This window comes from Mesorhizobium sp. P3_A2 (genome assembly GCF_056403115.1).
In genome coordinates this window covers 159,537-186,312 of record NZ_JBFUGC010000011.1, presented here as the reverse complement: position 1 = coordinate 186,312, position 26,776 = coordinate 159,537, and the positions used below count along the sequence as shown (strand labels likewise).

The 26,776-nt window shown below is 61.5% G+C and carries 24 protein-coding genes, 1 tRNA gene and 1 pseudogene; 13 read left to right on the top strand and 13 right to left on the bottom strand.

What is annotated here, in order from left to right; genetic code table 11:
* Positions 1 to 6: 6 nt before the first annotated feature.
* Entirely contained in the window at positions 7 to 4,377 is a 4,371-nt protein-coding gene (locus AC1DXM_RS24505) for a GAF domain-containing protein (protein WP_477236986.1), read from the bottom strand.
* Positions 4,378 to 4,934: 557 nt separating this feature from the next.
* Here AC1DXM_RS24505 and AC1DXM_RS24500 point away from each other — a divergent pair.
* The 5 genes from AC1DXM_RS24500 to AC1DXM_RS24480 all read left to right on the top strand — a co-directional run bounded on the left by AC1DXM_RS24500 (position 4,935) and on the right by AC1DXM_RS24480 (position 11,609).
* Positions 4,935 to 6,119, top strand: coding sequence for an ROK family protein (locus AC1DXM_RS24500; protein WP_477236984.1), 1,185 nt, complete (start codon positions 4,935 to 4,937; stop codon positions 6,117 to 6,119).
* 111 nt (positions 6,120 to 6,230) lie between these two features.
* Positions 6,231 to 7,541, top strand: a complete 1,311-nt coding sequence (locus AC1DXM_RS24495; protein WP_477236982.1) for an extracellular solute-binding protein — start codon at positions 6,231 to 6,233, stop codon at positions 7,539 to 7,541.
* A gap of 79 nt (positions 7,542 to 7,620) precedes the next feature.
* Positions 7,621 to 8,541, top strand: coding sequence for a carbohydrate ABC transporter permease (locus AC1DXM_RS24490; protein WP_477236980.1), 921 nt, complete (start codon positions 7,621 to 7,623; stop codon positions 8,539 to 8,541).
* Positions 8,541 to 9,443, top strand: coding sequence for a carbohydrate ABC transporter permease (locus AC1DXM_RS24485; RefSeq protein ID WP_477236978.1), 903 nt, complete (start codon positions 8,541 to 8,543; stop codon positions 9,441 to 9,443). Before AC1DXM_RS24490 ends, AC1DXM_RS24485 begins: the two co-directional genes overlap by 1 nt.
* 24 nt (positions 9,444 to 9,467) lie before the next feature.
* The gene (locus AC1DXM_RS24480) at positions 9,468 to 11,609 is read left to right on the top strand and encodes a beta-galactosidase (RefSeq protein WP_477236976.1); all 2,142 of its coding nucleotides are present in this window, start codon (positions 9,468 to 9,470) and stop codon (positions 11,607 to 11,609) included.
* Between the two features lie 232 nt (positions 11,610 to 11,841).
* On the opposite strand, the gene AC1DXM_RS24475 is transcribed toward AC1DXM_RS24480, so the two are convergent.
* Positions 11,842 to 12,054: a substrate-binding domain-containing protein gene (locus tag AC1DXM_RS24475; protein ID WP_477237052.1), complete on the bottom strand. Its 213-nt coding sequence runs from the start codon at positions 12,052 to 12,054 to the stop codon at positions 11,842 to 11,844.
* Between AC1DXM_RS24475 and AC1DXM_RS24470 the strand changes: the two genes are divergently transcribed.
* Positions 11,998 to 12,150, top strand: a complete 153-nt coding sequence (locus AC1DXM_RS24470) for a hypothetical protein (RefSeq protein ID WP_477237058.1) — start codon at positions 11,998 to 12,000, stop codon at positions 12,148 to 12,150. The genes AC1DXM_RS24475 and AC1DXM_RS24470 overlap by 57 nt on opposite strands.
* A gap of 345 nt (positions 12,151 to 12,495) precedes the next feature.
* On the opposite strand, the gene AC1DXM_RS24465 is transcribed toward AC1DXM_RS24470, so the two are convergent.
* Positions 12,496 to 12,684, bottom strand: a complete 189-nt coding sequence (locus AC1DXM_RS24465) for a hypothetical protein (RefSeq protein WP_477236974.1) — start codon at positions 12,682 to 12,684, stop codon at positions 12,496 to 12,498.
* 357 nt (positions 12,685 to 13,041) lie between these two features.
* Here AC1DXM_RS24465 and AC1DXM_RS24460 point away from each other — a divergent pair, with 357 nt between their 5' ends.
* Positions 13,042 to 13,290, top strand: a complete 249-nt coding sequence (locus AC1DXM_RS24460) for a hypothetical protein (protein ID WP_477236972.1) — start codon at positions 13,042 to 13,044, stop codon at positions 13,288 to 13,290.
* A 246-nt stretch (positions 13,291 to 13,536) separates the two neighbouring features.
* Here AC1DXM_RS24460 and AC1DXM_RS24455 read toward each other — a convergent pair whose 3' ends face one another.
* Positions 13,537 to 14,010: a hypothetical protein gene (locus AC1DXM_RS24455; RefSeq protein ID WP_477236970.1), complete on the bottom strand. Its 474-nt coding sequence runs from the start codon at positions 14,008 to 14,010 to the stop codon at positions 13,537 to 13,539.
* Between AC1DXM_RS24455 and AC1DXM_RS24450 the strand changes: the two are divergent.
* Positions 13,912 to 14,295, top strand: a pseudogene (locus AC1DXM_RS24450) (tyrosine-type recombinase/integrase); the annotation flags it as partial. The gene AC1DXM_RS24455 and the pseudogene AC1DXM_RS24450 sit on opposite strands and share 99 nt — an antisense overlap.
* A 191-nt stretch (positions 14,296 to 14,486) precedes the next feature.
* Here AC1DXM_RS24450 and AC1DXM_RS24445 read toward each other — a convergent pair.
* Positions 14,487 to 14,562: transfer RNA gene (locus AC1DXM_RS24445), tRNA-Ile, on the bottom strand.
* 134 nt (positions 14,563 to 14,696) lie between these two features.
* Between AC1DXM_RS24445 and AC1DXM_RS24440 the strand changes: the two genes are divergently transcribed.
* The gene (locus tag AC1DXM_RS24440) at positions 14,697 to 15,407 is read left to right on the top strand and encodes an SIMPL domain-containing protein (protein ID WP_477236968.1); all 711 of its coding nucleotides are present in this window, start codon (positions 14,697 to 14,699) and stop codon (positions 15,405 to 15,407) included.
* A 251-nt stretch (positions 15,408 to 15,658) separates the two neighbouring features.
* Here the strand turns inward: AC1DXM_RS24440 and AC1DXM_RS24435 are convergent, their stop codons facing one another.
* Both AC1DXM_RS24435 and AC1DXM_RS24430 read right to left on the bottom strand, forming a co-directional pair.
* Complete coding sequence (locus AC1DXM_RS24435) at positions 15,659 to 16,003, bottom strand: hypothetical protein (RefSeq protein WP_477236966.1); 345 nt, start codon at positions 16,001 to 16,003, stop codon at positions 15,659 to 15,661.
* A gap of 302 nt (positions 16,004 to 16,305) precedes the next feature.
* Entirely contained in the window at positions 16,306 to 16,752 is a 447-nt protein-coding gene (locus AC1DXM_RS24430; protein WP_477237050.1) for a YcgN family cysteine cluster protein, read from the bottom strand.
* Between the two features lie 202 nt (positions 16,753 to 16,954).
* On the opposite strand from AC1DXM_RS24430, the gene AC1DXM_RS24425 reads away from it, so the two are divergent.
* The gene (locus AC1DXM_RS24425) at positions 16,955 to 19,138 is read left to right on the top strand and encodes an OmpA family protein (protein WP_477236964.1); all 2,184 of its coding nucleotides are present in this window, start codon (positions 16,955 to 16,957) and stop codon (positions 19,136 to 19,138) included.
* Positions 19,139 to 19,478: 340 nt separating this feature from the next.
* On the top strand, positions 19,479 to 19,994 hold the full coding sequence (locus AC1DXM_RS24420; protein ID WP_477236962.1) for a TIGR00645 family protein: 516 nt from the start codon (positions 19,479 to 19,481) through the stop codon (positions 19,992 to 19,994).
* A gap of 116 nt (positions 19,995 to 20,110) precedes the next feature.
* Here the strand turns inward: AC1DXM_RS24420 and AC1DXM_RS24415 are convergent, their stop codons facing one another.
* The 3 genes from AC1DXM_RS24415 to AC1DXM_RS24405 all read right to left on the bottom strand — a co-directional run bounded on the left by AC1DXM_RS24415 (position 20,111) and on the right by AC1DXM_RS24405 (position 22,598).
* Positions 20,111 to 20,977, bottom strand: coding sequence for an SDR family oxidoreductase (locus tag AC1DXM_RS24415; RefSeq protein ID WP_477236960.1), 867 nt, complete (start codon positions 20,975 to 20,977; stop codon positions 20,111 to 20,113).
* 104 nt (positions 20,978 to 21,081) lie between these two features.
* Complete coding sequence (locus tag AC1DXM_RS24410; protein ID WP_477236958.1) at positions 21,082 to 21,717, bottom strand: helix-turn-helix transcriptional regulator; 636 nt, start codon at positions 21,715 to 21,717, stop codon at positions 21,082 to 21,084.
* Between the two features lie 8 nt (positions 21,718 to 21,725).
* Positions 21,726 to 22,598 carry a S1C family serine protease gene (locus AC1DXM_RS24405; protein ID WP_477236956.1) on the bottom strand — a complete coding sequence of 291 codons (873 nt, stop codon included), beginning with the start codon at positions 22,596 to 22,598 and terminating at the stop codon, positions 21,726 to 21,728.
* 169 nt (positions 22,599 to 22,767) lie between these two features.
* Here AC1DXM_RS24405 and AC1DXM_RS24400 point away from each other — a divergent pair, with 169 nt between their 5' ends.
* Positions 22,768 to 23,718 (top strand): S1C family serine protease, encoded by a 951-nt coding sequence (locus AC1DXM_RS24400; protein ID WP_112563267.1) that lies wholly within the window; start codon positions 22,768 to 22,770, stop codon positions 23,716 to 23,718.
* A 3-nt stretch (positions 23,719 to 23,721) separates the two neighbouring features.
* Here AC1DXM_RS24400 and AC1DXM_RS24395 read toward each other — a convergent pair whose 3' ends face one another.
* Complete coding sequence (locus AC1DXM_RS24395; protein WP_477236954.1) at positions 23,722 to 24,633, bottom strand: arginase family protein; 912 nt, start codon at positions 24,631 to 24,633, stop codon at positions 23,722 to 23,724.
* A gap of 103 nt (positions 24,634 to 24,736) precedes the next feature.
* Positions 24,737 to 25,159, bottom strand: coding sequence for a VOC family protein (locus AC1DXM_RS24390; protein WP_477236952.1), 423 nt, complete (start codon positions 25,157 to 25,159; stop codon positions 24,737 to 24,739).
* A gap of 66 nt (positions 25,160 to 25,225) precedes the next feature.
* Here AC1DXM_RS24390 and AC1DXM_RS24385 point away from each other — a divergent pair, with 66 nt between their 5' ends.
* Positions 25,226 to 25,852: a TetR/AcrR family transcriptional regulator gene (locus AC1DXM_RS24385; protein WP_477236950.1), complete on the top strand. Its 627-nt coding sequence runs from the start codon at positions 25,226 to 25,228 to the stop codon at positions 25,850 to 25,852.
* On the opposite strand, the gene AC1DXM_RS24380 is transcribed toward AC1DXM_RS24385, so the two are convergent.
* Positions 25,785 to 26,741, bottom strand: a complete 957-nt coding sequence (locus AC1DXM_RS24380; protein ID WP_477236948.1) for a LysR family transcriptional regulator — start codon at positions 26,739 to 26,741, stop codon at positions 25,785 to 25,787. The genes AC1DXM_RS24385 and AC1DXM_RS24380 overlap by 68 nt on opposite strands.
* Positions 26,742 to 26,776 lie beyond the last annotated feature (35 nt).

The following is a 26,776-nucleotide window of genomic DNA, read 5'->3' as shown; positions in this document are numbered from 1 at the left end:
TTGTCCTCAGTTGTGCTTGGGAGCGCGTTTCAGAGAGGCGACCAACTCCTCCACTCGCAACGGCTTGCTTAGGTAATCATCCATCCCAGCTTCCAGATACCGCTCGCGGTCGCCGGCCATAGCATTGGCGGTAAGTGCCACGATGAAAGGCTGTAGCGAATCCTCGGAGCCTGATGCGCGGATCAACCTTGTGGCTTCGAGCCCGTCCATGTCCGGCATCTCGATGTCCATCAGGATGACATCGTGTTGTCCCTCGGCGAATGACGAAATCGCCGTCTCTCCATCCACCGCCAGATCTGCCTTGTAGCCAAGCCGTTCAAGCACCTTGGAGCCAATCTTCCGATTGGTGACGTTGTCATCAACCAGCAGGATCCGAAGCGGCAATTTTGACGCCATTTCGCTATCGAGGGAGGGTCCCTTGGGCTGATCAGGCTTGGCCGAACGCATGGGAGCCTCGGCAAAGACGGACATGAAAGCATTGAGGAGTGGCGAGGGCTTGATCGGCTTAGGCAGCATCGCCGCAAATTTGATGCTCTCAATATCCGCCTTGTTTCGCTCATCAAGAGGCACCAGGGAACTCAGCAATATCAATGGAACATCACCTCTTTCACCAAGCCCACGTAAACGTTTGGCCAGTTCTATGCCGTCCATCTCTGGCATGTTCATGTCGAGCACGACGGCGTCGTAACTTTCGCCGCTCGAAATCCTGCTCAATGCGTCCACGGGCGATCCGGTTGTTTGTGGAACCATGGCCCAGGATTGGGCTTGCAGAGACAGGATGCGCCGGTTGGTTGCGTTGTCGTCGACGATCAGCAACCGCTTGCCTGCGAGTTCAACTTTGGCCACAGACATTTGCGCCTGCTTGGGAGCGGGCGCCGCGGCAGCGCGGATCGTGAAGAAGAATGTCGTACCCGACCCTTCCACACTCTCCACCCATACCTCCCCGCCCATCAGTTCTGCCAGGCGTTTGCTAATCGCCAACCCCAACCCGGTTCCGCCGTAGCGCCGCGTTGTCGAGGCATCGACCTGGCTGAAAGACTTGAACAAGCGATCCAATCGGCCCTCGGGAATACCGATACCGGTATCGCGTACTGCAAACTGCAGAGTGGACAAGCCCTCTTCGCTTCCGCTGTGGGGTGTTTCCGCGCCCTCAACTGCGGGCGGAACTTTCGTCACCGATAGTACAATTTCACCCCGTTCGGTGAATTTCACAGCGTTGTTGAGGAAATTAAGCAAAATCTGCCGCAGTCTGGTGCTGTCTGCGACAATCCCGTCGGGCGTACCCGGCTCTACCAGATACGCTAGGTCGAGCCCCTTCTCCGCAGTCTTGGAAGCGACCAGGTCAATCGCGCTTTCAAGGCATTCCCGCAGTTCAAAGGGCCTTGGATCGAGCTCCAGCTTGCCGGCCTCAACTTTGGAAAAATCGAGTATGTCATTGATGATCGTTAGCAGGGCCTCGCCGCTCTGGCTGATCGTCTCGCTAATCTCGCGTTGTTCAGCGTCAAGGTTTGTACCAAGCAGCAAGTTGCTCATTCCGATCACGCCGTTCATTGGCGTGCGAATCTCGTGGCTCATCGTCGCCAGAAACGAACTCTTCGCCTCATTTGCGGCCTCGGCCGCCTCCTTTGCCTGCTGGAGCGCCAGGGACAACTGCTTGAGCTCAGTGAATAGTTGCGCGTTGTGCAGGGCAGAGCCGGCATTGGCGGCAATGGTAGAAAGCAAGCGGAGCGAGTCATCGGTAAATATGCCCTCCCGCGTGGTGCTTTGAACACTGATAACGCCAAGCGTTCCTTGCGCCGTTTTGATCGGAACGCCGAGATAGGACAAGGCATCCTTGCCGACGGGGGTGGCCCCGATCTGAGCCCCGCGTTTCGCCACATCCTGATTGATGAGCAGCGGCTCGCCGGTCTGTATGATCTTGCTCGTCAGCCCCTCGCCGAGGGTGAGCGTGGTGAAGGCCTCGCCAAACTGATAGGGGAAATGGATCAGCTTGGTTTCCGGGTCGAGCAGAGCGACGTAGACGATGTCAGCGTCGAAGATTTCCTGCATCTGAGTGCCGATCAACTGGATCGTGCTTTCGAGTTCGGATTCCGCGATGAGCGCCTGACTGACCGTACTGATGGCGCCAAGTTCGGCGGCGCGGGCCTCGGTCACTCTCAGCAGACGCTGTGTTTCGTTAAATAGGCGGGCATTGGCTATGGCGACGCCCATGTTGGAGGCGACCGTCTGCAGAAGGCGTACGTCATTTTCGTCAAAGGCATTCTCCTGGTAGCTTTGTACACTGATAACTCCCAGCGTTCTTTCACCAGACTTGATGGGCACACCTATGTAAGATGCGGTCCTGTCCTTTTCGTCTGGAAAGAATGCGCCAAGCTCTTTTCCACTCTCGAGAGTCGTGAAGATTAACGGTCGCCCTGTCTCTATGATTTTGGACGTTACACCCACGCCGAACGGAAATGGATCAATAACTCTATATTGCCTGAAGTATGCATAAGGCACATGGATCAGGCCGGATTCGCTGTCATGCAGCAAAATTTCACTAACCTCGGTCCCGAAGGCCTCCCGCACCTTGTCGCCGACGAGGCGAATAACCGTGTCCAGATCCAGCGACTGCGTCATGGCCTCGCCGACGCTGTTGAGAATGGCCAGTTCTGCTGCGCGGTCCTCTGTTACTTTCAGCAAGCGCCTCGTCTCGGTGAAGAGCCTCGCCTTTTCAATAGCGATTGACGTCGCATTGCCGATCGTCGTGAGCAGGTTCACGTCCGATTCATTAAAGGCGTGTTCGTGATCAAGGTTTTGCAGCGAGATGACCCCTTTCGCCTGTCCTTCGATGATCATCGGCACGAACAGGACGGACTTCGCCGCCTCTCCCTGTAGCACGGGCGGGTTGCCGTAGTGCTCATTCGCGCTGATCATATCCTCATTGATGAGCAATGACTGGGCTGTCTCGATGACATGTTTGCGGAAACCGACGAGCGGGATCGGTTCATCGGGGAAGCGAACGTCCCGCTCGATCGTGTAAGGGAAATGCAGAAGGTTGTCGTCCGGGTTGAGAAGTCCGATATCCACCACCTGGGCATCGAAAATCTCATGGATCTTGTCGCCGATCTGGTCATATATCTCCTGCATTTGCACATTGGAGACGAGCACTTCCTGAACGCCATTTACGAAGGCCAGTTCAGCGTTGCGGGCCTCCATCATTTTCAAGAGGCGCTGGGTCTCATCGAACAGGTGGGCGTTGGAGATGGCGACGCCCATGCTGGATGAAAGTCCCTGCAACAAACGCACATGATCTTCATTAAAGACATTCTTCTCGTAGCTCTGGACGCTTACGACACCCAGAATTCTGTCACCAGCAATGATCGGCACACCCAGATAGGACTCGGTCCTGTCATCCTCTGTGGGTATGAGTGCCCCCAGAGCAACGTGTTGCTCAGTCGTACCCAATACCAATGGTTTGCCTGACAGTATGACCTTGGAGGTCAGCCCTTCCCCCATCGCAAACGGCTCGGGGTCCTGATAGTCCCTGTAGAACGCATAGGGTACGGTTATAAGATCAGACTTCTCATCACGTAGCAGGATTTCGGTGACGTCCGTTCCGAATATTTCGCGCACCTTGTCGCCGACGATGCGTGTGACGGTCTTGACGTTCAGCGTCTTCGCCATTGCTTCGCCGACGCTGTTAAGGATCGCGAGTTCTTTAGCGCGGTCCTCTGATACTTTTAACAGTCGCTGAGTTTCGTCGAAAAGGCGCGCATTGGCGATGGCAACGCCCATGCTCGAAGAGAGCCCTTGCAAAAGACGCACGTGATCGTCGTTGAAGGCATTCTTCTCGTAACTCTGCACGCTGACAACGCCCAGAGTTCTGCCTCCGGCGATGATCGGTACACCAATGTACGATTCCGATACCTCCGCTTCGTTGAGGGCGATCACATCGAACTCGAGCGACTGCTCGAACGTCGCGAGAATCAGCGGTTTTCCAGAGGAAATTACCTTGAAGGTAAGTCCCGCGCCCAAAGTGAAAGGCTCCACCTCCTGGTACTCCCGGTAAAAAGAATACGGGACTGTGATGAGGTCAGAGGCCTCGTCACACAAAAGAATTTCGGTAATGTCCTCCCCGAATATTTCGCGTACCTTGTCGCCGACAATGCGTGTGACGGTCTTGACGTTCAGCGTCTGCGCCATTGCTTCGCCGACGCTGTTGAGGATCGCGAGTTCCTTTGCGCGGTCCTCGGTGAGGTCAAGCAGACGCTTGTTATCGGCAGAAAGTTGGCTGAGTTGGGTTGCCGCAGATGCTTTGGCGATTTCCAGTTCGGCAATGTACTGGTTGGCGGCTTCGAGTCGACCAGCAAGGTCGATTTCGATTGAACTCTGCATATTGGTTTTCTCCCCCGAGGAACATTCCGCTAAGAGCTTGCGCGGCATCCTTCCCCAACTGCCCATCGCATATTAGCAGGCACTGTTACATGCCAAGTGCGTGATTGACAGTACCTTGCCCGCGGCTTTGCGCAGCCGCTACCCGGGATGTCTGCTTCTGCCGCAAATCGCGCGCCTCACAGTAGTCTGAATTGGGCCGTTAACGGCCTGGCAGCTTTCAGGATGACTGGCAAGAAAGCCGACCGTTGCGTCCAGCTTTGTGCGGACCGCTTTGCGCCAAAAGCAGTCATTGATGACAGTTCCGCGCTAAAGGCGGACGAGCTCGTAACCGATTGAAGCAACCGGTGGCAGTCATTTGCACGAGTAAGCGCAATGACACCGGAGGGCTCGGGCGCACGCCGGTGATCGCCGCAATCATCGAACGGACTACCACGGCAGCTTTCACTGCGGAGCGACAACTACGTTCGGCGTCATCAGAAAAAGGCGGACTCTGGCACGGTTCTGGTCTATTCCGACGCTCGTTGCCGGTCCGCCGGCCTTTTGCAACTGGTCCATGAATGAAGCGCCAGCCCACGACGTCGAGCCTGTTACGCCGACTCAATCGTTCGGCCGTGGTGGATTTGATCCGCACCGACGGAGTGGCATCACCTTCGAGCCTCGCCGAGCGACTGAACATCAGCATCCCGACGGTGATGCGGGTGATCGAGGATCTGATTGCCGAGGATTTGGTGGCGTATGACGGGTTTGACGAGCCTAATGTCCGGGGCCGTCCCCGGGCACGCATCAAGTTCCGCGGCGCGGCGCATGCGATCATCGGCATCGAGGCCGGCAAGGGCGAGTTCTATGGCGCCGTGGCCAATCTCGAGGGCGTCGTGCAGACCGAAATGCACGAGACCGCCGACGATGATGGCGAGCGCAATTTCGAGAAGCTGGTCGGCCTGATCCGCCGGCTGATGGCGGTCCCCCGCCCGCGCGGCCAGACCATTCGCGGCATCGGCATTGGCCTGCCCTCGATCGTCAGGCAGCCGGAGGGCGCAGTAGTGCTGACGCTCGGGCTCGGGTGGCGCGACATGCCGTTGCGGGCGCGGCTCAGCGAACATTTTCAGATGCCCATCGTCGTCGAGAACGGGCGCAACCTCGCCGCCGTGGGCGAATGGGGATTCGGGGCCGGGCGTGGCGCCGACAGCGTCGTGAGCCTCTCGATCGGGCCTGGTGCCGGCGCGGGCGTCGTGATCGACGGCAAGCTCTATGGCGGGCACTCGCATGCGGCGGGCGAGCTCGGCTGGTATCTCGATGACCCACTCCTTACCGGGCGGCCGTTCGAACATCTGGGCGACAAGCAATCGCTCCGCTTTTTCGGCATCCCCGAACAGGCGACCAAGATGCTCGAAGAGGCCAACACCCAGTATGCGGCGGGAAAGCTCACCCTGGCTGCCGTCACCAACCGGCAGGCGGACCAAATCGCGCCAGTCGTGACCGAACTGCTCGACTATGCGACGATGGCGGTGGGCAGTGTTGCTGCCTTCATGAATCCCGAAATCATCGTACTTGCGGGCCGGATCGTCGGCGGCGGTGATCTGGTGCTCGATGTGCTGCGGCATCGCCTTAAGGGCAATGTGTACGACCCGCCGCGCCTCGTGATAGGCGCGCTGGGTCACCGCGATATCGTCCTGGGCGCGGTGCGTCTGGTGCTCGATGCGACGACCCTCAATCCTGCCGACAGCCTCGTGATGGCCGACTGAAGATCAATCGATCGCAATTGACAGCAACTGTCTGTAGGCATTAAGTTTCTAACTGAAAGAAAAACCGCGCCCTGCGTCGTGTGGGAGCGTATCTTTCGTGGGAGGACTTCAATGACGAAGATTTTCAATCCGCTTGGGCGGATGATGCAGCGTCGTGACTTCTTGAAAGTTGCGGCTGCGAGCGTTGCGGTAGCGGGTCTGCCTGCGGCAGTTCGCGCTGCCGAGCCCGTCAAGGTGCTTGTATGGTCGTGGGTGCCGAATCTCCAGCTTGAGGTAGACATGTTCAACGCCGCGCATCCGGGCATCCAGATCGAACTCGTGAATCCCGGCCAGGGGGACCCGTTGTATAACGCGCTCCGCGCGGGCGTGCAGGCGGGCAGCGGCCTGCCGGACGTTGCCCAGATCGAATACCAGCACCTCGAGAGCTTCCGCCAGGTCGACGCCCTCGCAGACATCGGCCAGTACGCCAATGCCCATAAGGGCGAGTTCCCCGAAGGCCTATGGGCGCAGGTCGCCATGGGCGATGTGGTCAACGCCACGCCCCAGGATTACGGTCCGATGGCGATGCTCTATCGCAAGGACATCTTCGACAAGCATGGGATCACGCCGCCCACCACCTGGGCCGAGTTTGCCGATGCGGGCAAGAAGATCCATGCGGCCGATCCGACTGTGTTCATGACCGACGCGCCGTTCGGAGCCAACGCCGACTGGGTCTTGGGTCTGTTGTGGCCGATGGGCTGGAAGCCGGTTAGCCGCGATGGCGACAAGCTCGTGATCAGGATCAACGACAAGATTGCTAAGGACTTCGCCGCCTATTGGCAGGACCTTATCACCGCGGGTGTTATCGAGACCAAGCCGGGCTTCAACAATGAGTGGTACACCGGCCTCGACTCGGGTCGCTATGCCACCTGGCTCGCTGCGGGCTGGGGTCCGCTGTTCCTGACCTCGGTCGCCAAGACCAGCGTGGGCAAATGGCGTGCCGCCGATCTGCCGCAGTGGGACGCGAGCAAGTTCGTGACTGGCGCTTGGGGTGGCTCATCGCTGGCCGTGATGAAAGCGACCCAGCATCTGCCCGAGGCCGCCGAAGTCGCGATCTGGTTGAACACGAATCCCGGAGCCACAAAGCTCTACACCACCAAGCAAAACTTCTTCCCCTGCACCAACGCGCTGCTGTCGAGCCCGGAATGGGCGAGCGCCAAGCCGGAATTCTTCGGCGGCCAGGAGGTGAACAAAGTGTTTGCCAAATCGGCGAGTGCCGTGGCGCCGTTTGAGTGGAGCCCGTTCCAAGGCTTCCTCTACCAGTCGATGTCCGATGAATTCGGCGCCTCGATCAGCGGCAAGGGCACGCTGTCGGATGCGTTCGACCGCGTCCAGGACGCCGTGGTTACCTACGCGAAGGACCAAGGCTTCACCGTGGCCTAACTCCTCCCGGGCACCGGCCGGGCGCGCCTTGATCGGCGCGCCCGATCTCTTCATCTTGCCGGACGGGGGACCCATGGCAATGTCGAATTCGCCAACCGCACCGACGCGCCCAGCGCGATTGGGCGGTTTTACGTCACGAAAGCTCGCGCCCTATCTGTTCCTGGCGCCCTTCATGCTGCTGTTTATCGCCTTCATCGTCGCGCCGCTGGTTTATGCGTTCTACATGAGCCTCTACCGCGACACGCTGGTGGGCGGACGGCAGTTCGCGGGTGCAGCCAGCTACATCAAGGTCGCGGACGACGCCAAATTCTGGGGCGGCGTGTGGAACCTCGTTCTGTTCGGCATCGTGCAGGTGCCGATCATGCTGGCCCTGGCGTTGTTGTTCGCCATCGTGCTCGATCGTGGTCAGGTCTATGCCAAGGGAGTCTTCCGGCTCGGCTTCTTCCTCCCCTACGCTGTGCCGAGCGTGATCGCGACGATCATCTGGGGTTATCTCTACGGCCCCACCTTCGGCCCGTTCACGCAGATGGCCAAGGCGTTCAACCTGCCGCCGCCGGACTTCCTATCGCCGGGCGCGATGATCTTCTCATTGGCCAATATCGTGACGTGGGAATATGTCGGCTACAATATGGTGATCTACTACGCCGCGCTGAAGGCGATCCCGTCGGACCTCGCCGAGGCCGCGCGGATGGACGGCGCCTCGCCCTGGCAATTTGCCCGGCTGATCCAGCTGCCGCTGCTGTGGCCGGCGATCCTGCTCACCATTATCTTTTCGATCAACGGCACACTGCAGCTGTTCAATGAGCCGTACTTGATGCGCGCGCTCGCCAGCAACACCATCAATTCGAGCTACACGCCGAACCTCTATGCCTATTCTCTTGCGACTAAGAACCAGCAGTATGGCTATGCGGCCGCCGTTTCGTTCGTGCTTGGCATCGTGATCGCCGGTGCCTCCTACATCTTCACCCTGATCGCCAACCGCCGTCGGCCGGAGCAATGATGACTGCGACCACCGACATCGCCACTTTCGAAGCTGCCAGGCGCCGGCCCGGCGAAAGGCAGCGCTCGCGGATCATGCTCACGCTGCTGCTGTCACTGTTCCTTCTCTACAGCTTCATGCCGCTGGTCTATCTGGTCCTATCGGCAACGAAGACGAATGGCGACCTGTTCACCACGTTCGGCTTCGGCTTCGGCACCGAGTTCAACCTCTGGCAGAATCTGAGCGATCTTCTGGCGCGCGACAACGGCGTCTTCATGCGCTGGATGTTCAACAGCCTACTCTATTCGACCGTCGCCGGGCTCGGTGCCGCGATCTTGGCTACCGCGGCAGGCTATGCGTTAGCCAAATTCAAATTCGTCGGCCGCAATCTGCTGTTTGCGCTGGTCTTGGGCGCTGTGATGATCCCGCAGACGGCCCTCGTCGTGCCGACCTTCCTGCTGCTGGCGCTTTCGGGACTCAGCGACAATCCGCTGGGCGTGATCCTGCCCTCGATGATCTCGCCGATCGGCGTCTATCTGATGCGCGTCTATATCGAGCAGGGCGTCGACGACGAACTGCTCGACGCAGCGCGTCTCGATGGCGCCGGCGAGTTCGTGATCTTCCGCGCCATCGTGCTGCGGCTGGTGGCACCGGGCATGGTGACCGTGGCGCTGCTCTCGTTCGTCGGGACCTGGAACAATTACTTCCTGCCGCTGATCGTGCTGCGCTCGCCGGAGTATCAGCCGATCACGGTGGGCCTGGCGACCTGGTATCAGCTAGCGCAGCAAGGCGGTGGCGGAGGACAGGTGCTGTTCTCGATCATCATCACCGGCGCTCTGGTCAGCATCATCCCGGTCATCGTGGTATTCCTGCTGCTGCAGCGGTTCTGGCAGGGCGGCCTCACCGCCGGCGCCATCAAGTAGACTATCGCCTGGAGTTTTCAGACTATGACGACTGCCTCGAAATCCGCGCCGCTCTCTGTCTGGCGGCCGATCGCAACCGACACTTTCCTTGTCGGTTCCGCGCATTACCCGGAGCATGTCGATGAAAGCTATTGGCAGCGCGACGCCGACCGAATGGCAGCCGCGGGCTACAACGCGGTGCGACTTGCGGAATTCGCCTGGCATATCTTCGAGCCGCATGAGGGGACGTTCGACTTCGATTTGTTCGACCGCGCCATACATGGGCTGGGCAAGGCTGGCATCAAGACCATCATGTGCACGCCGACGGCGACGCCGCCGCGCTGGCTGACGGCGCGTTATCCCGAAGTGTTGCGCGTCGATGCCAATGGCCGCGCCATGTGCCATGGCTCGCGCCAGCATGCCAATCTTGCGAGCGGCGTGTTCCGCGAGCATTCAAAGCGCATCACTCAAGCGATGGCCGAGCATTATCGCGGCAATTCGCACATCATCGGCTGGCAGACGGACAATGAGTTCAATACTTCTGGATCGCTGTCCTACGGTCCGGTGACTCTGGCCGAGTTCCAGGCCTTCCTCAAGGACAAGTACAAGACCATCGCCGCGCTCAACGATGCGTGGGGCGGGCATTTCTGGGCCACCGCCTACGACGATTTCGATCAAGTGGTGCTGCCCCTCGACTACGTTCCTGCCCCGGTCGGGCCGACCCATGTGGTCGACTATCACCGCTTCCTCGCCTTCGTCACGGCGCGGTTCCAGCACGATCAGGTGCTGATCCTGCGCGCCACCAATCCAGACTGGTTCGTCTTCCACAATTTGGGGCGGATCGACGACATTGACTTCCGCGGCGAGTTCTCGACCGATCTCGATTTTCTCGGCTTCGACATCTACCCGCATCTCGATGACGAGATGCAGCGGGTCGGAAGCGTCGGCGAGGCGCAGGCGCTGCGTCTCGATCTCTGCCGCGGCTTCACCGGCAATTTCATCGTGCCCGAGCAGCAATCGGGCTTCGGTGCGCAGCCGAACTTCTCGACGCTGACGCCCGAACCCGGCGAGATGCGCCGGATGGCCTATACGTCAGTGGCGCGGGGCGCCGATGGCGTGATGTTCTTCCGCTGGCGGCCGGCGCATTTCGGTGCCGAGATCTATTGGATGGGCATCATCGATCACGACGACATCCCTCGGCGGCGCTATGACGAGGCCAAGCAGTTTGCGGGTGAGGTCACGGCGCTCAAGGACAAGATCCTCGGCACGCATGTGCGCATGGATTTGGGCATCGCCGGATCAGATTTCGACAATCAGGAGATGCACCGCTCCTGCCCAATCGGCATGCCGAGCCCCCAGGACGATGCGACGCTGCTGCACCGCTATTGCTACCGCCACAACATCGCCTGCGGCTTCATCCATCCCGAGGATGATCTCAGCAAGCTCAAGGCGCTCTACGTGCCGCATTGGCTGAAATGGACCGATGCGTGGACGGCGCGGATCGAGGCCTTCGCCAAGGCGGGTGGAACGGTAATCCTGGGAGGCCGCACCGGATCACGCGACGTTAACAACCACGTCATCCGCGACACCTCGCCGGGCAAGAGGCTCTCGGCGCTGGCCGGGATCACGGTCGAGGAGTTCGGGTTGCTGACGCCGATCGGCGGCGACGGAATGTTCGAGCATGGTGGCCGTTTCGGCGCCAACACGGTGCGCAAGAAGCTGCCGGCGACGTCGGCGAGCCGCCAATACGAGCTCAAGATCGGGAATGCGCAGGTGACGGCGGCGCATCTTTATGAGCTGCTTAACGTCGCGCCCGGCACGGACGTTATCGGCATCTGGGCCAGCCGCTTCGCCGAGGGCCAAGCCGCGATGACTTCGCGCAAAGTCGGCAAGGGCAATGTGATCTACCTCGGCACGTACCTCAGCGATGCTCTGGTCGAGGTGCTGGCCGATCAGGTGCTGGCGCCCGCCGGTATCGTGCCGCTCATTGCCGACATGCCGGCCGGTGTCGAAGCGACCATCCGCGAGAGCAAGGACCGCCGCCTGCTCTTCATCCTCAACACGCTGGGCGAGTTGGCAAGCATCCGCAATGTCCCCGCGGGCAAGGATTTGCTCGGCGATGGCAAAGTGCGCGGCGGTAAGCTGTCGCTCCCGGCCTATGGCTGCAGCATCATCGAACTCGACTAGGGATGTTTGTCGCGAGGCCTTGGGAAACGCTCAGTATCTTCTGTCCCAGTGATCTTAGGTTGGGCAGCAATCTCCACTCTAGGCATCTTTGTGCTGCCAGGTGCCACGACTTTCGGTGCGACCGTCACGAACACGCTTTTCGTATGTCCCTCGATCCTTTCGATGAGAAGCCGTGCCGCGTTTGCGCCAAGTTCGGGCCCCGACTGATCGAAACTTGTCATGGAGGCGATACTCAGATCGCAAAAGGGTGACCCATTATTGCCACGTCGCCTGGCACATGCAGACCCAGCTCCCTGGCAACGCTCAAAACCTCGAAAGCCACGAAATCCGTCCAAAAAAAGACCGCTTCGGGGTGTGTTGTTTGTCGAAATAGTCGAGCGCTTGTTTCATGAACATCCTTTTGATCACCATCCCGCCGCTGATCGTCTACCTGTTCTTCAACCAGCAGATCGTCGCGGGCATGACGGCTGGCGCTGTGGACCCGTGTCCGCTTTGGGCCAAACCCGGACATCATGTCGCCCAAGCCGAACGGCTGCTTTGAGGAAACGGCGAATTTGATCTCAACAGCCGACATGAGGCGCATTGCTGCCATTCGGTAGAAAATAAATGCGGTCAGCGAGTGGCTGGAGCAGCTTCTTGAATCGATTTGGGCGAACCGCTTCGTAACCCATTGACAACTAACGATTATGTTAGTCGCTGAGGGACAGGATTTTCAATAGAAACTCAAGGTTTTAGCGGCCGGTTCGCCAATCCATGTCCGCCGTATGTTCTCGCACGCTGTGCCGAACCCATAAACCAAGAGGAGCAATGAATCCTCCTCTCGGAGGCAACACGTCGCGCGCGTTGAACGCAAACCCGCATTCCGAACTAATCCGGCGACGGCCCGCTAGGTTTGACCCGAGACCAGGCCGCGCTCGGCGTTAAAATCCCGCCTCGCCGCGTCTCGCGCCAGCGCCTCAACGATTCGCTTCAACAGTTCATCCTTGTGGGGGCCGGCCAAATCGAGAATGGTTTCCACCTCGACGCCATCGGCCATGAAGAATCGAACTGGAGAGTCTTTTTTCTTACGCGCCATAGTGAGACCACCCTGCAAGCGAGCTAACCAATCGTCACGCGCAAAATGCGGATGCGGTGACCAAAAAGACAGAACGGAACGGAGATGGAGACCGTCGTCTCCACGGAATACCTCCTCGACGGGAAAGTGGCGCCCGATGTTGGGGTGACACCGCGTAGGCCAATTTTCGAACTAACAAGGGATGGTAGCGCCCTCCCGACTCGAACCCCTGAACTCACACAACCATCCTATTTATACGCCGTGACCGCAATTTACCGCATGCCTTGATCGGCGCCCTTCTGTCGGAGGCTGACACAATCTAGATTCTGCTCTCTGAACGGAAGCCCGAGCACTCAGGGCACACGGCGGCGCGAGATCATGAAGAGCGACTCCCTCTCCTATCCTCCTCGCGGCTTCTCACGTGAAGAGGCCGCCCGATATGTTGGCGTGGGCATAACCAAATTCGACCAGATGGTTGCTGACCGCCGCATGCCGAAGCCGAAGAAAGTTGACGGCCGCGTAATTTGGGATCGCCTTAAACTCGAAGCGGCGTTTGCCGAACTACCTGGAGACGATGACGAAAATATAGTCGACTTCCTGTTGCAAGGGAATCATCGCAGGGGATAGATTCATTCGGCCATGACTGACAAATATCCCGGCCTCTCCTCCTACACCGACCGCCATGGCAAAGTTCGCTGGCGCTATCGGACGAAGGAGCGTGTGGTTAGTCTGCCAGCGCCCAATCAACCCGGATTCAAGGAGGCGTACCAGGCGGCGGTCGAGGGCCGGAAAGTCCCCAAGGCTCCCGTCGTCCGTATGCCTGGGGCCGCCCTGCCAGGCACATTTGGAGCGGCCTTTCAACGGTTAAAGATCTCAGTCAAGTGGCTGGCGCTGGACGAAGCCAGCAAGCGCAAGAACACGCGGCTGATCGAAGAATTTCTGGAACTGCGGGTGGTCCCTGATCACCCGCTCATCTGGCGAGATGTAGCGGTTAAGAATCTTAGACGTATCCATATCGAAGAGCTTCTTGGCCGCTTCATCGCCACCCCCCATAAAGCCAAGCATCTGCTGGTGGGCATACGCAAGCTGGTCTATGTCGCCCTGCGGCAAGACTGGATCGAAATCGATCCCACAGCAGCGGTCGAGTGGCGGCCTGCCTATGCCGGCTGGAAAGCATGGTCGCGCGAGGCGATGGCGCAATTCGAAAACCGTTGGCAGCTCGGCACCGCGGCACGCACTTGCTACGGTTTGGCCCTTTGGCTCGGCAACCGCCGCGGCGACGTCGCAGGCTTGCGCTGGGATCAGCGGGTCACCCGCCGTGTCATCATCGATGGTGTTGAGCGTCACTTCGACGGGTTTGATATCGTTCAGGCCAAGAACAAGGGACGAACAGGTGGCAAACGGCTTTTCGTGCCGATCACGCCGATGCTATCCGAGATCCTGGATGCGGCCGACAGGCGCGGCGAGACCGTTCTGGTCAACGGCTATGGTGAGCCGTTCTCCGCCAAGTCGCTGACTGGAATGATGGCGCATTGGTGCAAGCTTGCCGATCTTCCGAAGGGGTTGACACTGCATGGCTTGCGGAAGTCGCTCGGTGTTTATCTGGCGGAGGCCGAGGCCTCAACGAGACAGCTCATGGACGTGCTCGGTCACGACGATATCGACCATGCCGAGCTTTATTCGCGCGAGGCCTCGCAGGTTCGGCTGGCGGTCCAAGGGATGGATCGAGTCGTGCGCCTCGTGACGCGCAAGCCGATGCTTGGCGAACCTATTGGCGAACCTCGTGGCGAACCACCCCATAAAGCATTGATAAATAACGATAATGGTGGGCCCGGAGGGACTCGAACCCCCAACCAAGCGGTTATGAGCCGCCGGCTCTAACCATTGAGCTACAGGCCCCACGCGGGCTGGATTAGTGTTTTTCCTTACGCGGCACAAGGCTTTCCGGACGGACTGGCCGAGATCGCCCAAATCAGCCCATATTCGCATCCTAGTCGACTGGCGCGACTGGATCGCAGACCGAGGAGATTTTCATGACCAGACATCTTTTGCCGCTCGCACTTGCCGCGGCGATCGCTTTTCCGGCTATTGCCACCGCTGCCGATTCGCTGCCCCCGCCCCGCATCATCGTGTCGGGTGAAGGCCAATCGACTGTAGCGCCAGACCTGGCGCTGCTGACGCTCAGCGTCATGCGCGAGGCTAAGACCGCACGCGCCGCTCTCGACGCCAACAACGACGCCATGGCCGCCGTGATCGCGGCAATGAAGTCGGCCGGCATCAAGGACCGTGACCTGCAGACCGCCGGCATCCAGATCAACCCGCGCTACAACTACACCAACAAGCCCGACGGCAGCCAGGAAGCCGAACTTGTCGCCTACCAGGTGACCAACACGCTCTCCGTACGCATCCGCGACATCGACAAGACCGGCGAGATTCTCGACAAGGCGGTGTCGCTCGGCGTCAACCAGGGCGGCGGCATCTCGTTCTCCAACGAGGATCCGAAGGCTGCCGTCACAGAGGCCCGCAAGAAGGCGGTCGCCGACGCTATGACCAAGGCCAAGACGCTGGCCGCGGCTGCCGGTGTGAGCATCGGACAGGTGCTGGAAATTACCGATCAGAACATCGCGCCGGCGCCGATGCCGATCAATGCCAAGGCCTTCGATGCGGCCGGCGCCGCGGTGCCGGTACAGGCCGGCGAGAATGCCTATGCCGTGCAGGTCACCGTCACCTTTGAGCTCAAGTAGGCTTATCCAAATCGGCAAAGGCCCGCGGCAGCATGCTGCGGGCCGAACTGGCCGGTATTTTGGTTGGCACCAAATATGAAAAACCCCGGAGGACATGGTCCTTCGGGGTTTTCTTCGAGCCGCACCCTTCCGAGCTATGGGAAGGGGGCTCCTGGCTGACCCTCGCAGAAGGTCATGCCGCTATCACAGGCTGATCCTCGCAGAGGATCATGCCTCCAGACTGATCTTTATCAGCAGATCAGTCTCCTGCCTTAGCGATAAATAACCGGGCAACCGCGCTCATTGGCGAACACGACCACCACGCGATCACCATACTGGCGGCCGGCGACCTTCACGACGCGGCGATTGACGTCGATGAGGCGGACGCGATGCAGGCCCATGCGCTCGGCCTTGTCGAGGGCCCGCTCCGGCGAACAGCGGCGCCAATGGCGCTCGCGGCGAAAGCCGTCATCGTCGTCGCCGGTATAGACGCCGACGCGACGGTCGTGGCTGTTGCCGAAGCCGAGATAGATCGAGTCCGCATGGGCGGGCACGGCGGCAAGCGTGCCGAGGGCTACGAGACCCGAAAGGGCTGCCGTTTTGATCGTGTTGAACATTGTCTTCTCTCCTTGTTGAGGGCTGGCGCCCGTCTTCGTCGAACCGATGGGGGGAGAATGCTCCTTGCAATCTGAACTCTTTGCGAACCGGCCGTTCATTTTCGGTTAATCTGCCGGACAGGTCGAAAGCAACCGCCCCTTCCACCGCTGCAAACGACTTGGAGTGTCAAAAACGTCCGGTCATCCCAGAACGGGCGGCGGCTACATCCGTTCCAGACGCTTGAGCATGATGCCGAAAAGTGCGAAGCGGTTTTCTCGGACAAACAGTGTTTGTCCAGACATCATGCTCTATCACTTTGAATCTAGGGCTCGTCGTCGAGCATATAGTCGAAATAGTCGTCCGGCTCGGCAAGATCGGTCTCACTGGCGCGGACGCGGCCGCGTATGGAAATGCCGGCCTCATGCACGGTCTCGGCACTTCCCGACACCAGCCTGTGCCACCAGTAGAGATCGTGTCCCTCGGCAACCAGCCGGTAGGCGCAGGTTTTTGGCAGCCAGCTGATGGTGCGCACATTCTGCGGCGTCAGCCCGACGCAGTCCGGCACGCGCGCCAGCCGGTTGGCATAGTCCGAACAGCGGCAGGTTTGCCCGTCGAAAAGACGGCAGCCGACTGATGTCCAGTAGATTTCCCCGGTATCTTCGTCTTCGAGTTTCGACAGGCAGCATTTGCCGCAGCCGTCGCAGAGCGATTCCCACTCGGCCGGCGTCATCTCTTCCAGCGTCTTGGTTTTCCAGAACGGGGTTTCCATCATGGGCTGAGATGTGGCCCTCGCTGGCGGTGAGGTCAAGCTGTACCGCCGCCGCAAATGCCGCCCGCACCATACGAAAAACATGAAGTTGCCTTCAAAAGGCCGGTCAATCGTCCTTCGTTGTCGGTAATGTCCACGAACCGGAACCAATCCGGCTGATGAAAGTTTGGGCAGGGATGGGACCCCACAAGGAGAATTTTTGATGAAACGCCAACCACGGGTACTGGCAGGTACGGCACTCGGCCTGCTGATGGCATCCGCGCCGTTGGGCGCATCCCCGCTGCAGGGCAACGCCGTTTTCGGCCCCTTGCAGCACACGGCCGCGCCGCTGATCCTGGTCCAGGACGACCCTGCTGCAGATGGTCAGCAGACCGACCAGGAACTGCCGCGCAAGAAGAAGCACAAGCAGGCCGAACAGGCGCCCGCCGAACAGGCAGCACCAGCCGTTGAGCAGGCCGCACCGGCCGTCGAGGAGCAACAGCCGCGCAAGAAGAAGCACGAACAGCAGCAGACCGAGCAGGCTCCCGCTGAACAGGCCGCCCCGGCTGAAGAGCAGCAGCCGCGCAGGAAAAAGCGCAATCAACAGCAGCAGATCGAGGTAGCGCCGGCCGAGCAGGCAGCTCCTGCTGCCGAGCAGATAGCACCCGCGGTTGACGAACAGCAGCCCAGGTCGCGCAAGAAGAAGCGTGACCAGCAGCAGATCGAGGCTGCACCAGCGGATCAACCGGCTGAACAGGCCGCGCCCGCAACCGAAGAACAGCCGCTGAAGCCGCGCAAGAAGAAGCGCGACCAGCAGCAGCAGATCGAAGCGGCGCCGGCTGAACAGCCGGCCCAGCAGCCTGCAGAGCAAGCCGCGCCCACAGACCAGGTAGCGCCGGCAAACGACAACACTCCGCGCAAGAAAAAGCGCAAGCAGGACCAGCAGCAGATCGAGGCAGCACCTGCCGAACAGGCGCCAGCCACCAAGGTTGCACCTGCCGGGGAACCCGTGCCGCAGGCCGAGCCGGTCCAGCCCCCGGCCGATCAGCAAGCCGCTCCCGCCGAGGGCGAACAGCCCAAGGATCAGGCCAAGAAGAATGGCAAGAAACCTGTTGGCGAACAGCCGGTGACAGGCGAACAGCAACCTGCGACTGGCGAACAACAGCCTGCGACCGGTGAACAGCCCGCCACCGCCGAGCAGCCGGCGCAGGGCGAAAAACCGGCCCAGGGCGAAGCCGTGGCCAATCCCGACGAAGCACCCATTCTGGACAGCCAGAAGGACGCCAGGCGCAAGCATCGCAAGGATCAGGGCGGCCAGAACGCCGGTCAGAATGCAGGCGGCCAGACGGGCGAGCAGCCCGCGCAGGGCAGCACCGAGGCGCAGAACCCGAAGCCGGCTCCGGTCGACCAGGGACCGCCGCCCACCGACGACAAGTCGGCCCAACAGGCAATCCAGCCTGAAAAGATTGCGCCGGTGACGGAGGAAAAGGGCACGCGCGTAGAGCGTGCACCCGATGAGAACGTTCGCGACCGCCGGCGTCCGAAAGGCGTCGACGTCGTCAGGCAACTCGGCGACCGCGTCATCCTGCAGTTCAACAACCAGACATTCGTCCAGAGCAATGACGCCCCGCGCATGACCCGCGGCGCCAGGAACGTCTACTATGAGGATCTGTCGGGCGATCGCACCCGGGAAATCGTCGAGCGTGACAACGGTGTCCAGATCGTCACCATCCGCAACCGCTATGGCGACGTCATCCAGCGTTCGCGCATTGCGCCGGATGGACGCGAATATGTGCTGAGCTATGTCGACGAGCGGCACTATGAGGATGACAGCGACTGGCGCGATCCCGGCGACGATCTGCCGCCGATGCGGCTCACCATTCCGCGCGAGGAGTATATCCTGGACTCCGAGGATGTCGAAGACCCGGACGACTACTACACCTTCCTCGAACAGCCGCCGGTGGAGCGCGTCCAGCGCCTCTACTCAATCGACGAGGTCAAGCGTTCGGCCCGCGTGCGTGACATCGCGCGGCGCGTCGACCTCGACACGCTGAACTTCGAATTTGGTTCAGCCTCAATCTCCGACACCGAAGTCCAGAAACTGGAAGGCGTCGCCAGCGCCATGGAGAAGCTGTTGAAGAAGAACCCGGCCGAAACCTTCCTCATCGAAGGCCACACCGACGCGGTCGGAACGCCGGAGGCAAACCTTGCTCTGTCCGACCGCCGCGCTGAGTCGGTCGCCGAAGCGTTGACCAATGCCTTCGGCATCCCGCCGGAGAACCTGACCACGCAGGGCTATGGCGAGGAGTATTTGAAGGTGAACACGACGGCGCCCAACCGCGAGAACCGCCGCGTCGCCATCCGCCGCATCACCTCGCTGGTGGCGCCCGTGGCGAGCAACAATTGATCTGCTTTTCCAGAGGCTTAATGGGCTTCTAGAATCAGATCAGCAAGAAAGACCCATCCCGGGAAACCGGGATGGGTAGACCTGTGGACGTCACGTCCCGTTCAACAAGAATTGCACCGACATTAGCGCCGGCTCATTGAATCACGGGGCGGCAAACCCCAGATTCAGCACTGGGCGTTCCCTGCCCCGTCCCGACTCCAGCGGGACGCATTGAGCCCCGCCGGCCCTCCCGGCGGGGTTTCTTTTGCGTCGCAATGAACGCGACGCGCTTTGGCCTTGCAAACCGCGGCAAGCTGACCGAAATACCCATTCGATCGAGAAAACTGACCGGAACCGCTGCATGAAACGTCTCGAACTCGCCATCGAATCGATCATTCTCGCCTCCCGCTGGCTGCTGGTGGTTTTCTACATCGGGCTGGCCCTGGCGCTGGCCGTCTATGCACTGTCCTTCGGCAAGAAGCTCTACGAATTCATCACGGTAGTCTTCACGCTCGGCGATACCGACACCATCCTGAAGATGCTCGGCCTCATCGATGCGGCACTGGTCGCCTCGCTGCTGGTGATGGTCATTATCTCCGGCTACGAGAACTTCGTCAGCCGCTTCGACGAGAATGACGGCGAGGTCCATTGGCTCGGCACGATCGATGTCGGCTCGCTGAAGGTCAAGGTCGCCTCGACCATCGTCGCCATCTCCTCGATCCACCTGCTGCAGGTGTTCCTGAATTCGGCCTCCTACACAACCGAGCAGCTGATGTGGCTGACGATCATCCACCTCGCCTTCGTCGTCTCGGCATTCATGCTCGCCTATATCGACCGGCTGATGGGCCTGGCCAAAGGCAAGAAGAGCGAAGCGTGAGCCGATCCCCTCCTCGCCGTCGCCATACGGGGAGTTGAGGAGTGGTCCGCGCAGCGGACGAAAAGCCAATTGCTTGGCTTTTCGAAACGACGAACACCTACAGCAGATGATGTCAGCTAGTAGATGCTTTTGACGTTCGTCGCCGAATTGGCGAACACGTCGTCCGGCACGAAGAAGTCGCCGGCCAGCGGTCCTGTCGTACCGGGCGAATAGATTGAAAAGTCCGTCACGCCTTCGGCGCGCAGCACCTCTTCGTCGATGTAGAAATTGCCTGACGTCTCGCGCGATGGCCGCAGGAAGATGGCATGCGCGGCATCGGCCATGATATCGGGCAAACGGCTCATGGCCGCCACCGTGGCGCCGCCGAGCAGATTGCGCACCGCCGCCGTGTCGATGGTTGAGATCGGCCACAGCGAATTGACCGCGATGCCGTCCTTGGCAAACTCGGCGCTCATGCCCAGCGTGCACATAGACATGCCGAACTTGGCCATCGTGTAGGCGACGTGGTTCTTGAACCACTTGGCCTTCATGTCGAGCGGCGGCGCCAGATTCAGAATGTGAGGATTGCTTGCCAACTTCAGGTGCGGAATGCACATTTTCGAGACCAGGAAAGTGCCGCGCGTGTTGATCTGGTGCATCAGATCGTAACGCTTCATGTCGGTCTCCAGCGTGCCGGTGAGCTGGATGGCGCTGGCATTGTTGACGCAGATGTCGATGCCGCCGAATTTTTCCACGGTCTTGGCCACTGCCTCCGCAACATGCGCCTCCTCGCGGATGTCGCACAGAACCGGTAGCGCCTTGCCGCCGGCCTGCTCGATTTCTGCGGCAGCCGTGTAGATCGTGCCCGGCAGCTTCGGATGCGGCTCGGCGGTCTTGGCCGCGATCGTCACGTTGGCGCCGTCGCGCGCCGCCCTGAGCGCAATCGCTAGCCCGATGCCGCGCGACCCGCCGGAGATGAACAGCGTCTTTCCCTTCAGCGACATTTCCTTGCGCCTCCCTAGCATCATAGCAGGCGCGAACCTTTGCGCGGCAGACCACCACTGCGCAAGGCCTTAGCAGCCCGCAAGCGGGTTACGCAGCGTAGGATCTAAACCAGCACAAGCCCCTGCCGCATCGCGATGGCAATCGCATCCGTGCGGTTCGCCGCGCCGAGCTTGATCAGGATCGCGGCGACGTGGAACTTTGCCGTGTGCACCGAGATGTTCAGGCGTCGCGCGATGACCTTGTTGGGCGCGCCCTCGGCAAGCAGTGCCAGCACTTCGGCCTCGCGCGGTGACAGTGCCGGTCGGGAGGCATGTTCATCGGAGAGGTCTTCCTCGAAAGGCTCGCCATCGCCAGCATGAAAATCCCCATGGCGCCCGCCACCGCCGTCGCCCGAGACGCGATAGCCAGCCGCCGCCAGCCGCACCGCCGCGGCGATCAGCAGATCGTCCGCGCCGGCAGGCATGACCGCCATCACCTCGCCGGCAGGCCGTTCACCCGTCGCACGCCCAGACAGCAGCACCCGCGGCGTGGCGGCCGGCACGGCATCAGCGCCGCTGCCGTCGATGATGGCGACGTCGGCCGCACCGCCGCCGGCCGCGACCGGCAACAGATCGTCGCTCGCGGCAAGCGCAGCAGCCAAGCGCTCAGCGCGAACAACGTCGCCAAGCGCGATCAGCACCACCAGCCGCCGCGAGGCGGGGCCGTCAGCCATGATCCGATCGTTGGCGAGCGTGTCCATCAACCCTCTCAGGTCAGCGGCTTCTCGCCGATGGTTACAGCCACATCGCGCTGTTCGCCGCCGCGCACCACGCCAAGCCTCACTGCGGCACCTGCGCTATCGGGCCCAAGCTTGCGGATCAGCTCGCGCGGCCCATGTACGGCCTCGCCGTTCCACGCCACGATGATGTCACCGAGCGCAAGACCGGCGGCCTTGGCCGGGCCATTGTCGTCGAGGCTCATCACCATGGCACCGCGCGCCGCACCGTCACGGATCGGGTGCAGGCCGGCGCCGAGATAGCCGCGCGCGACATGGCCCTTTTCACGCAGCGTCTCCACCGCCCGCTCGATCGTCTCATAAGGCATGACCAGAGCCCGGCCGCGCGGGCCGAACAGCAGCATGCCAATCAGCGCGCCCTTGGCGTCGAGCACCGGCCCGCCCTCGAAACGGCCGCCGGCATTGACGGCAAGATTGATGCGCTGGTCGATGGTGCCGCCCCGCATCGAGCGCCAGGCCGGACCGACCTCACCGACTGAGCCCGACACGGCCAGCGCCGAGCCCTGGCTGCTGCCGATGGCAATGGCCAGATTGCCGGGCCGCACCGCATCCGCTTTGGCAAGCGCAGGCGCCGTGGCCGCACCGGCCGGCTTCAGAAGCGCGACGCCGGTCGAGGGATCGCGGCCGACCAGTTCGGCCTTGACCGTCTCGCCCGAAGCCAATGTCAGTTCGATCTCTTCGCCGGCCTCGACGGCTTCCTCGGCGGTGACGAAATAGCCGTCACGCCAATGGAAGGCGCTGGCGGTGCGATGGTGATGGGTGGTGAAACTTGCCGTCACGGGTGCTGCCGCAGCCGCGACGTCGGCGATGGCCGCGGAAAAGGCGCTGAGATTGAAGTCGCTCATTTTGGTCTCCTGGGTTTCTTGCATGCCCCAGATATCGCTCGGCAGCCGGCTCGCAGATACTCGCCTGACGGCTAGTTCATGGTTTCACTGGCCATCTGGTCAGGTCGCGGCGGTTCCAGCCGCTCCGCACATATAGTCACGAACAAGCCTGAAAACACGGAGCCCGCCAATGGCCGTCGCCGCCGCCAAATTCCAACCGGACGACACACTGCTCGACGCCTATTCGACGACAGTGGCAGACGCAGTCGACCGCATCGGCCCCGCCGTCTGCCGCATCGAGCGCATTGGCGGCCAGGGCGGCCACGGCTCCGGCTTCGTCATCGCGCAGGACGGCTTGGTCGTCACCAATTTCCATGTCGTCGGCGACGCCAGGACGGTGCGCGTCTCGATGCCGGACGGCGCCTCCAGCGAAGGCCGCGTGCTTGGCCGCGACCCCGACACCGACATCGCGCTGGTGCGCGCCGACGGCAGCTTTGCCGATGTCGCGCCGCTTGGCGATTCCAAGCGGCTGCGGCGCGGCCAGATTGCGATTGCCATCGGCAATCCGCTCGGCTTCGAATGGACCGTCACCTCCGGCGTCGTCTCCGCGCTTGGCCGTTCGATGCGCGCCTCGACCGGGCGGCTGATCGACGACGTCATCCAGACCGATGCGGCGCTCAATCCCGGCAATTCCGGCGGGCCGCTGGTCTCGTCGGCCGGCGAGGTTATCGGCGTCAACACCGCCATGATCCATGGCGCGCAAGGCATCGCCTTCGCGGTTGCCTCCAACACCGCGAACTTCGTCATTTCGGAGATCATCCGCTTCGGCCGGGTGCGGCGCGCCTTTATCGGCATCTCCGCCGACACCACCAATTTGCCGCGCCGCGCAGCGCTTCTGTCACAGGTGTCGACCAACACCGCGGTACGGCTGCGCAGCGTCGAGAAGAACGGCCCGGCGGCAAAGGCCGGCCTGAAGGAAGGCGACATCATCGCCGCAATAGACGGCCGCCCAGTCACCGGCGTCGACGACCTCGTGCGCATGCTCGACGCCGAACGCATCGGCCGCGAGACGCTGTGCACCGTGGTGCGCCGCACCGGCGTCAGCCAGGTCACGGTGACGCCGGTGGCAAGGGCGAGCTGAACCCTATCGCTGCTTGAGCACCCGGCCGAGCAGCGACACCAGCAACCGCGCCAGATCGCCGGTCGGGTCGAGGTCGGGATCGAAAATCGTCATGTCCATGCCGATGCAGCGCTGATCCGCTGCCAGCGCCGACAGGATGGCGACGAGATCGTCGGGATCTACGCCGGGACTGCCGGGCGAATCCACCGCCGGCATCACCGTCTGGTCGAGCACGTCGACATCGAGATGCAGCCAGTAGGGACAATCGGCCCGCGCCAGCGTCGCTCTCGTCGTCTCCACCACTTTTGCAGCGCCCCATTCCCGCACCGCAAAGACGTCGATGCGCGTGATCGCTGTCGCATTGATGTCGGGCCAGGCGAAATCGGCATCGCGGCCCTCGCGTTCACCGATCTGCACCACCGTCTCGTCGGCGACAAGCGGACCGGCAATGCCGGGCCACTCCTTCAACAAAGGCTCGCCGCGCCCGGTGGCGAGCGCCAGATCCATACCGGCTGCGGAACCGGGCATGGCATCGACGTCGTAATTGCCGGGATGGCGGAAATCGCTGTGGCCATCGACATGCACCAGCGCAACCGCGCCGAACCGTCGCGCCGCCGCCAGCGCGCCAAGCAGGATCGAACAATCGCCGCCGATGACCAGCGGGAATTCGCTCTGCCCGAGCGCACTTGCGACGATCTCGGCAAGGTCGAGATTGAAGCGGCGGATCGCCGGACCATTGCGTAGGCTGGTGCCCGGTTGCTGTTCGATGCTGTAAGCGGGCCTTTCGAGATCGACCACCCGCGCCGGCACCAGCACCTCGATCAGACCGGCTTCGCTCAGCGCCTGCGGCGCCCGCCAGGTGCCGGGCACATGGCCCGGCCGCAGGGGCCGAAGGCCGAGATTGGATGGCGCACGAACAAGGCAGATGTCACGCATGCAACAGGACCAGCTTCAGCATCATCCAGCATAGACCGCATGGCAGGACCCCGGCCACATGGCCTGGAGCCGCTGCCGACATTTGCTGCCATCGGGCACAGGTTCAGGCTGCGGCGCCCTCCACGAATTGCGCCTGAAACTCCGGGCTGAGCGGGATTGGCTTGATGACGTCGATCAGCACGCCATTGGGATCCCTGGTGATGAAATGGCGCTGGCCGAAGGGTTCGTCGCGCAGCGAGCGCAGGATCGGCAATCCAGCCGCAACGATCCGCTCATAGACAGCGTCCGGGTCCCTGACTTCGAAATTGATCAACAGGCCCGACGTGCGGCCGCGCCCCTCTTCCGGGATCGTTTCGTGGTCGCCGTGGACGATGCCGAGATTGACGCGCCGATCCTCGGCCGACTGCAGATGCACATACCAGTCGCTCGCAAACAGCGGCTTGAAGCGGAAGTGGTTGATATAGAAGGCTTTCGTGCCGGCCACATCGCCTGTCATCAATACCGGATAATAGCTCGTCGTCTTCATCTTTCTTTCTCCCGTCAGTTAACATACAGTCTGCATGTAAATTGAAATAACATACAGGCTGCATGTATGCAACGAGAAACCGCGCGCCGCTCCAATCGCGACCGCACCGAGGCGACGCGCGCCGACCTGATCGCCGCGGCGCGCAAACTGTTCATTGAAAAATCCTATGCCGAGACCGGCACGCCGGAGATCGTAGCGGCCGCCGGCGTCACCCGCGGCGCGCTCTACCACCATTTCGCCGACAAGCAGGCGCTGTTTGCCGCCGTGGTCGAGCAGGAGGCAGAAGCTGTCGCCGCTGAGATCGATCGTGCCTCGCCGCCATCGCTGTTTGCCCGCGACGCACTGATTGCCGGATCGGACGCCTATCTGGCCGCCATGCGCCTCCCCGGCCGCACCCGGCTGTTGCTGCTCGACGGGCCGGCCGTTCTCGGCCGCGCCGCCATGGATGCGATCGACAACCGCCACGGCAACCGTTCATTGCGTGAGGGTCTGGTCGCGGCGATGCGCGAGCAGTCGTTGATCAGGCTGCCGGTCGACGCGCTGACCGCCTTGTTCGCCGCGGCCTTCGATCGGGCGGCACTGGCCATCGAGGCCGGCGCCTCAGCCGAGGACTACCGCACCGTTCTCATGGCGCTGATTGATGGGCTGTCTCCGGCCCTTCCTCAGGGACCTGCCCCGGCTCGAACTCGTTGAAGCAGCCGAGTTGGCGTTTGAACTGGTCGATCAACCAGGCCGCAGCCGGTTTCGGGCTGCGGTCGGCGCGGTGCATGGCATAGAGCGACGAGCGTACCTCGCTGAAGGGTTTAAGATCGAGTTCCACCAGTCTGCCGCTCGCCAAATCGTCGGCGATAAGCCAGCGCGGCAGCCCGCCCCAGCCCAGCCCTTCGCGCATCAACGTATGTTTAATGCGCACATCCGTCAGCCGCCATGTACGATAGGCAAAGACACCAAAGTCGCGTCCCTTAGTGCGTTCGGACTGGTCGGTGACAACGAGTTGAGTGTGTTCGCGCGCATCTTCGATCGCCACCGGTTTCGGCAGCAGCGCCAGCGGATGGCTGGGAGCGGCAGCCAGCACGATCGACATGAAGCCGATACGCACGAGACGCACGTCGACCTCGCCCAGCAGGCCGCCAATGCCAAGATCGGAGTGTCCGCTGACGACATGATCGGGGATCAGGCCGAGCGAACCGATATGCAGGCGCAGCATCACGGTTGGAAACTGCGCCTCGAATGCCTTCAGCACCCGCACCAGCACCGGCGACGGCAGTGCCGCATCGACCGAAAGCGCGACTTCCGCCTCCAATCCCTGATGGTAGCCGTCGGCACGCGAACGGATGCGCTGCAGCACGCCGACCATGCGCCGCGCATCCTCCAGCATCGCCCGGCCGATTTCGGTCAGCTGCGGCTCGCGCGTGCCCTCGCGCTCGAACAGTTTTAAGCCCAGCTGCGCCTCGAGATTGGCGATGCCGTAGCTGATGACGGACTGCGCCCGGTTGAGCTTGCGCCCGGCAGCAGAGAAGCTGCCGGTGTCGGCCACCGCTACCAGGATCTGCAATTGGTCGAGCGTCGGATTGGGTTGCATGGCATATCTACTTTATAGATGGATTATATAGAAAA

Coding starts and splice junctions, on each gene's coding strand:
- AC1DXM_RS24500 (WP_477236984.1), top strand. CDS start 4,935: ATGAAGCGCCAGCCCACGACGTCGAGCCTGTTACGCCGACTCAATCGT.
- AC1DXM_RS24465 (WP_477236974.1), bottom strand. CDS start 12,684: ATGGCGCGTAAGAAAAAAGACTCTCCAGTTCGATTCTTCATGGCCGAT.
- AC1DXM_RS24380 (WP_477236948.1), bottom strand. CDS start 26,741: ATGCAACCCAATCCGACGCTCGACCAATTGCAGATCCTGGTAGCGGTG.
- AC1DXM_RS24420 (WP_477236962.1), top strand. CDS start 19,479: ATGAAACGTCTCGAACTCGCCATCGAATCGATCATTCTCGCCTCCCGC.
- AC1DXM_RS24460 (WP_477236972.1), top strand. CDS start 13,042: ATGAAGAGCGACTCCCTCTCCTATCCTCCTCGCGGCTTCTCACGTGAA.
- AC1DXM_RS24430 (WP_477237050.1), bottom strand. CDS start 16,752: ATGGAAACCCCGTTCTGGAAAACCAAGACGCTGGAAGAGATGACGCCG.
- AC1DXM_RS24470 (WP_477237058.1), top strand. CDS start 11,998: ATGAACATCCTTTTGATCACCATCCCGCCGCTGATCGTCTACCTGTTC.
- AC1DXM_RS24390 (WP_477236952.1), bottom strand. CDS start 25,159: ATGAAGACGACGAGCTATTATCCGGTATTGATGACAGGCGATGTGGCC.
- AC1DXM_RS24425 (WP_477236964.1), top strand. CDS start 16,955: ATGAAACGCCAACCACGGGTACTGGCAGGTACGGCACTCGGCCTGCTG.
- AC1DXM_RS24385 (WP_477236950.1), top strand. CDS start 25,226: ATGCAACGAGAAACCGCGCGCCGCTCCAATCGCGACCGCACCGAGGCG.
- AC1DXM_RS24410 (WP_477236958.1), bottom strand. CDS start 21,717: ATGGACACGCTCGCCAACGATCGGATCATGGCTGACGGCCCCGCCTCG.
- AC1DXM_RS24485 (WP_477236978.1), top strand. CDS start 8,541: ATGACTGCGACCACCGACATCGCCACTTTCGAAGCTGCCAGGCGCCGG.
- AC1DXM_RS24440 (WP_477236968.1), top strand. CDS start 14,697: ATGACCAGACATCTTTTGCCGCTCGCACTTGCCGCGGCGATCGCTTTT.
- AC1DXM_RS24495 (WP_477236982.1), top strand. CDS start 6,231: ATGACGAAGATTTTCAATCCGCTTGGGCGGATGATGCAGCGTCGTGAC.
- AC1DXM_RS24395 (WP_477236954.1), bottom strand. CDS start 24,633: ATGCGTGACATCTGCCTTGTTCGTGCGCCATCCAATCTCGGCCTTCGG.
- AC1DXM_RS24405 (WP_477236956.1), bottom strand. CDS start 22,598: ATGAGCGACTTCAATCTCAGCGCCTTTTCCGCGGCCATCGCCGACGTC.
- AC1DXM_RS24415 (WP_477236960.1), bottom strand. CDS start 20,977: ATGTCGCTGAAGGGAAAGACGCTGTTCATCTCCGGCGGGTCGCGCGGC.
- AC1DXM_RS24490 (WP_477236980.1), top strand. CDS start 7,621: ATGTCGAATTCGCCAACCGCACCGACGCGCCCAGCGCGATTGGGCGGT.
- AC1DXM_RS24505 (WP_477236986.1), bottom strand. CDS start 4,377: ATGCAGAGTTCAATCGAAATCGACCTTGCTGGTCGACTCGAAGCCGCC.
- AC1DXM_RS24400 (WP_112563267.1), top strand. CDS start 22,768: ATGGCCGTCGCCGCCGCCAAATTCCAACCGGACGACACACTGCTCGAC.
- AC1DXM_RS24435 (WP_477236966.1), bottom strand. CDS start 16,003: ATGTTCAACACGATCAAAACGGCAGCCCTTTCGGGTCTCGTAGCCCTC.
- AC1DXM_RS24480 (WP_477236976.1), top strand. CDS start 9,468: ATGACGACTGCCTCGAAATCCGCGCCGCTCTCTGTCTGGCGGCCGATC.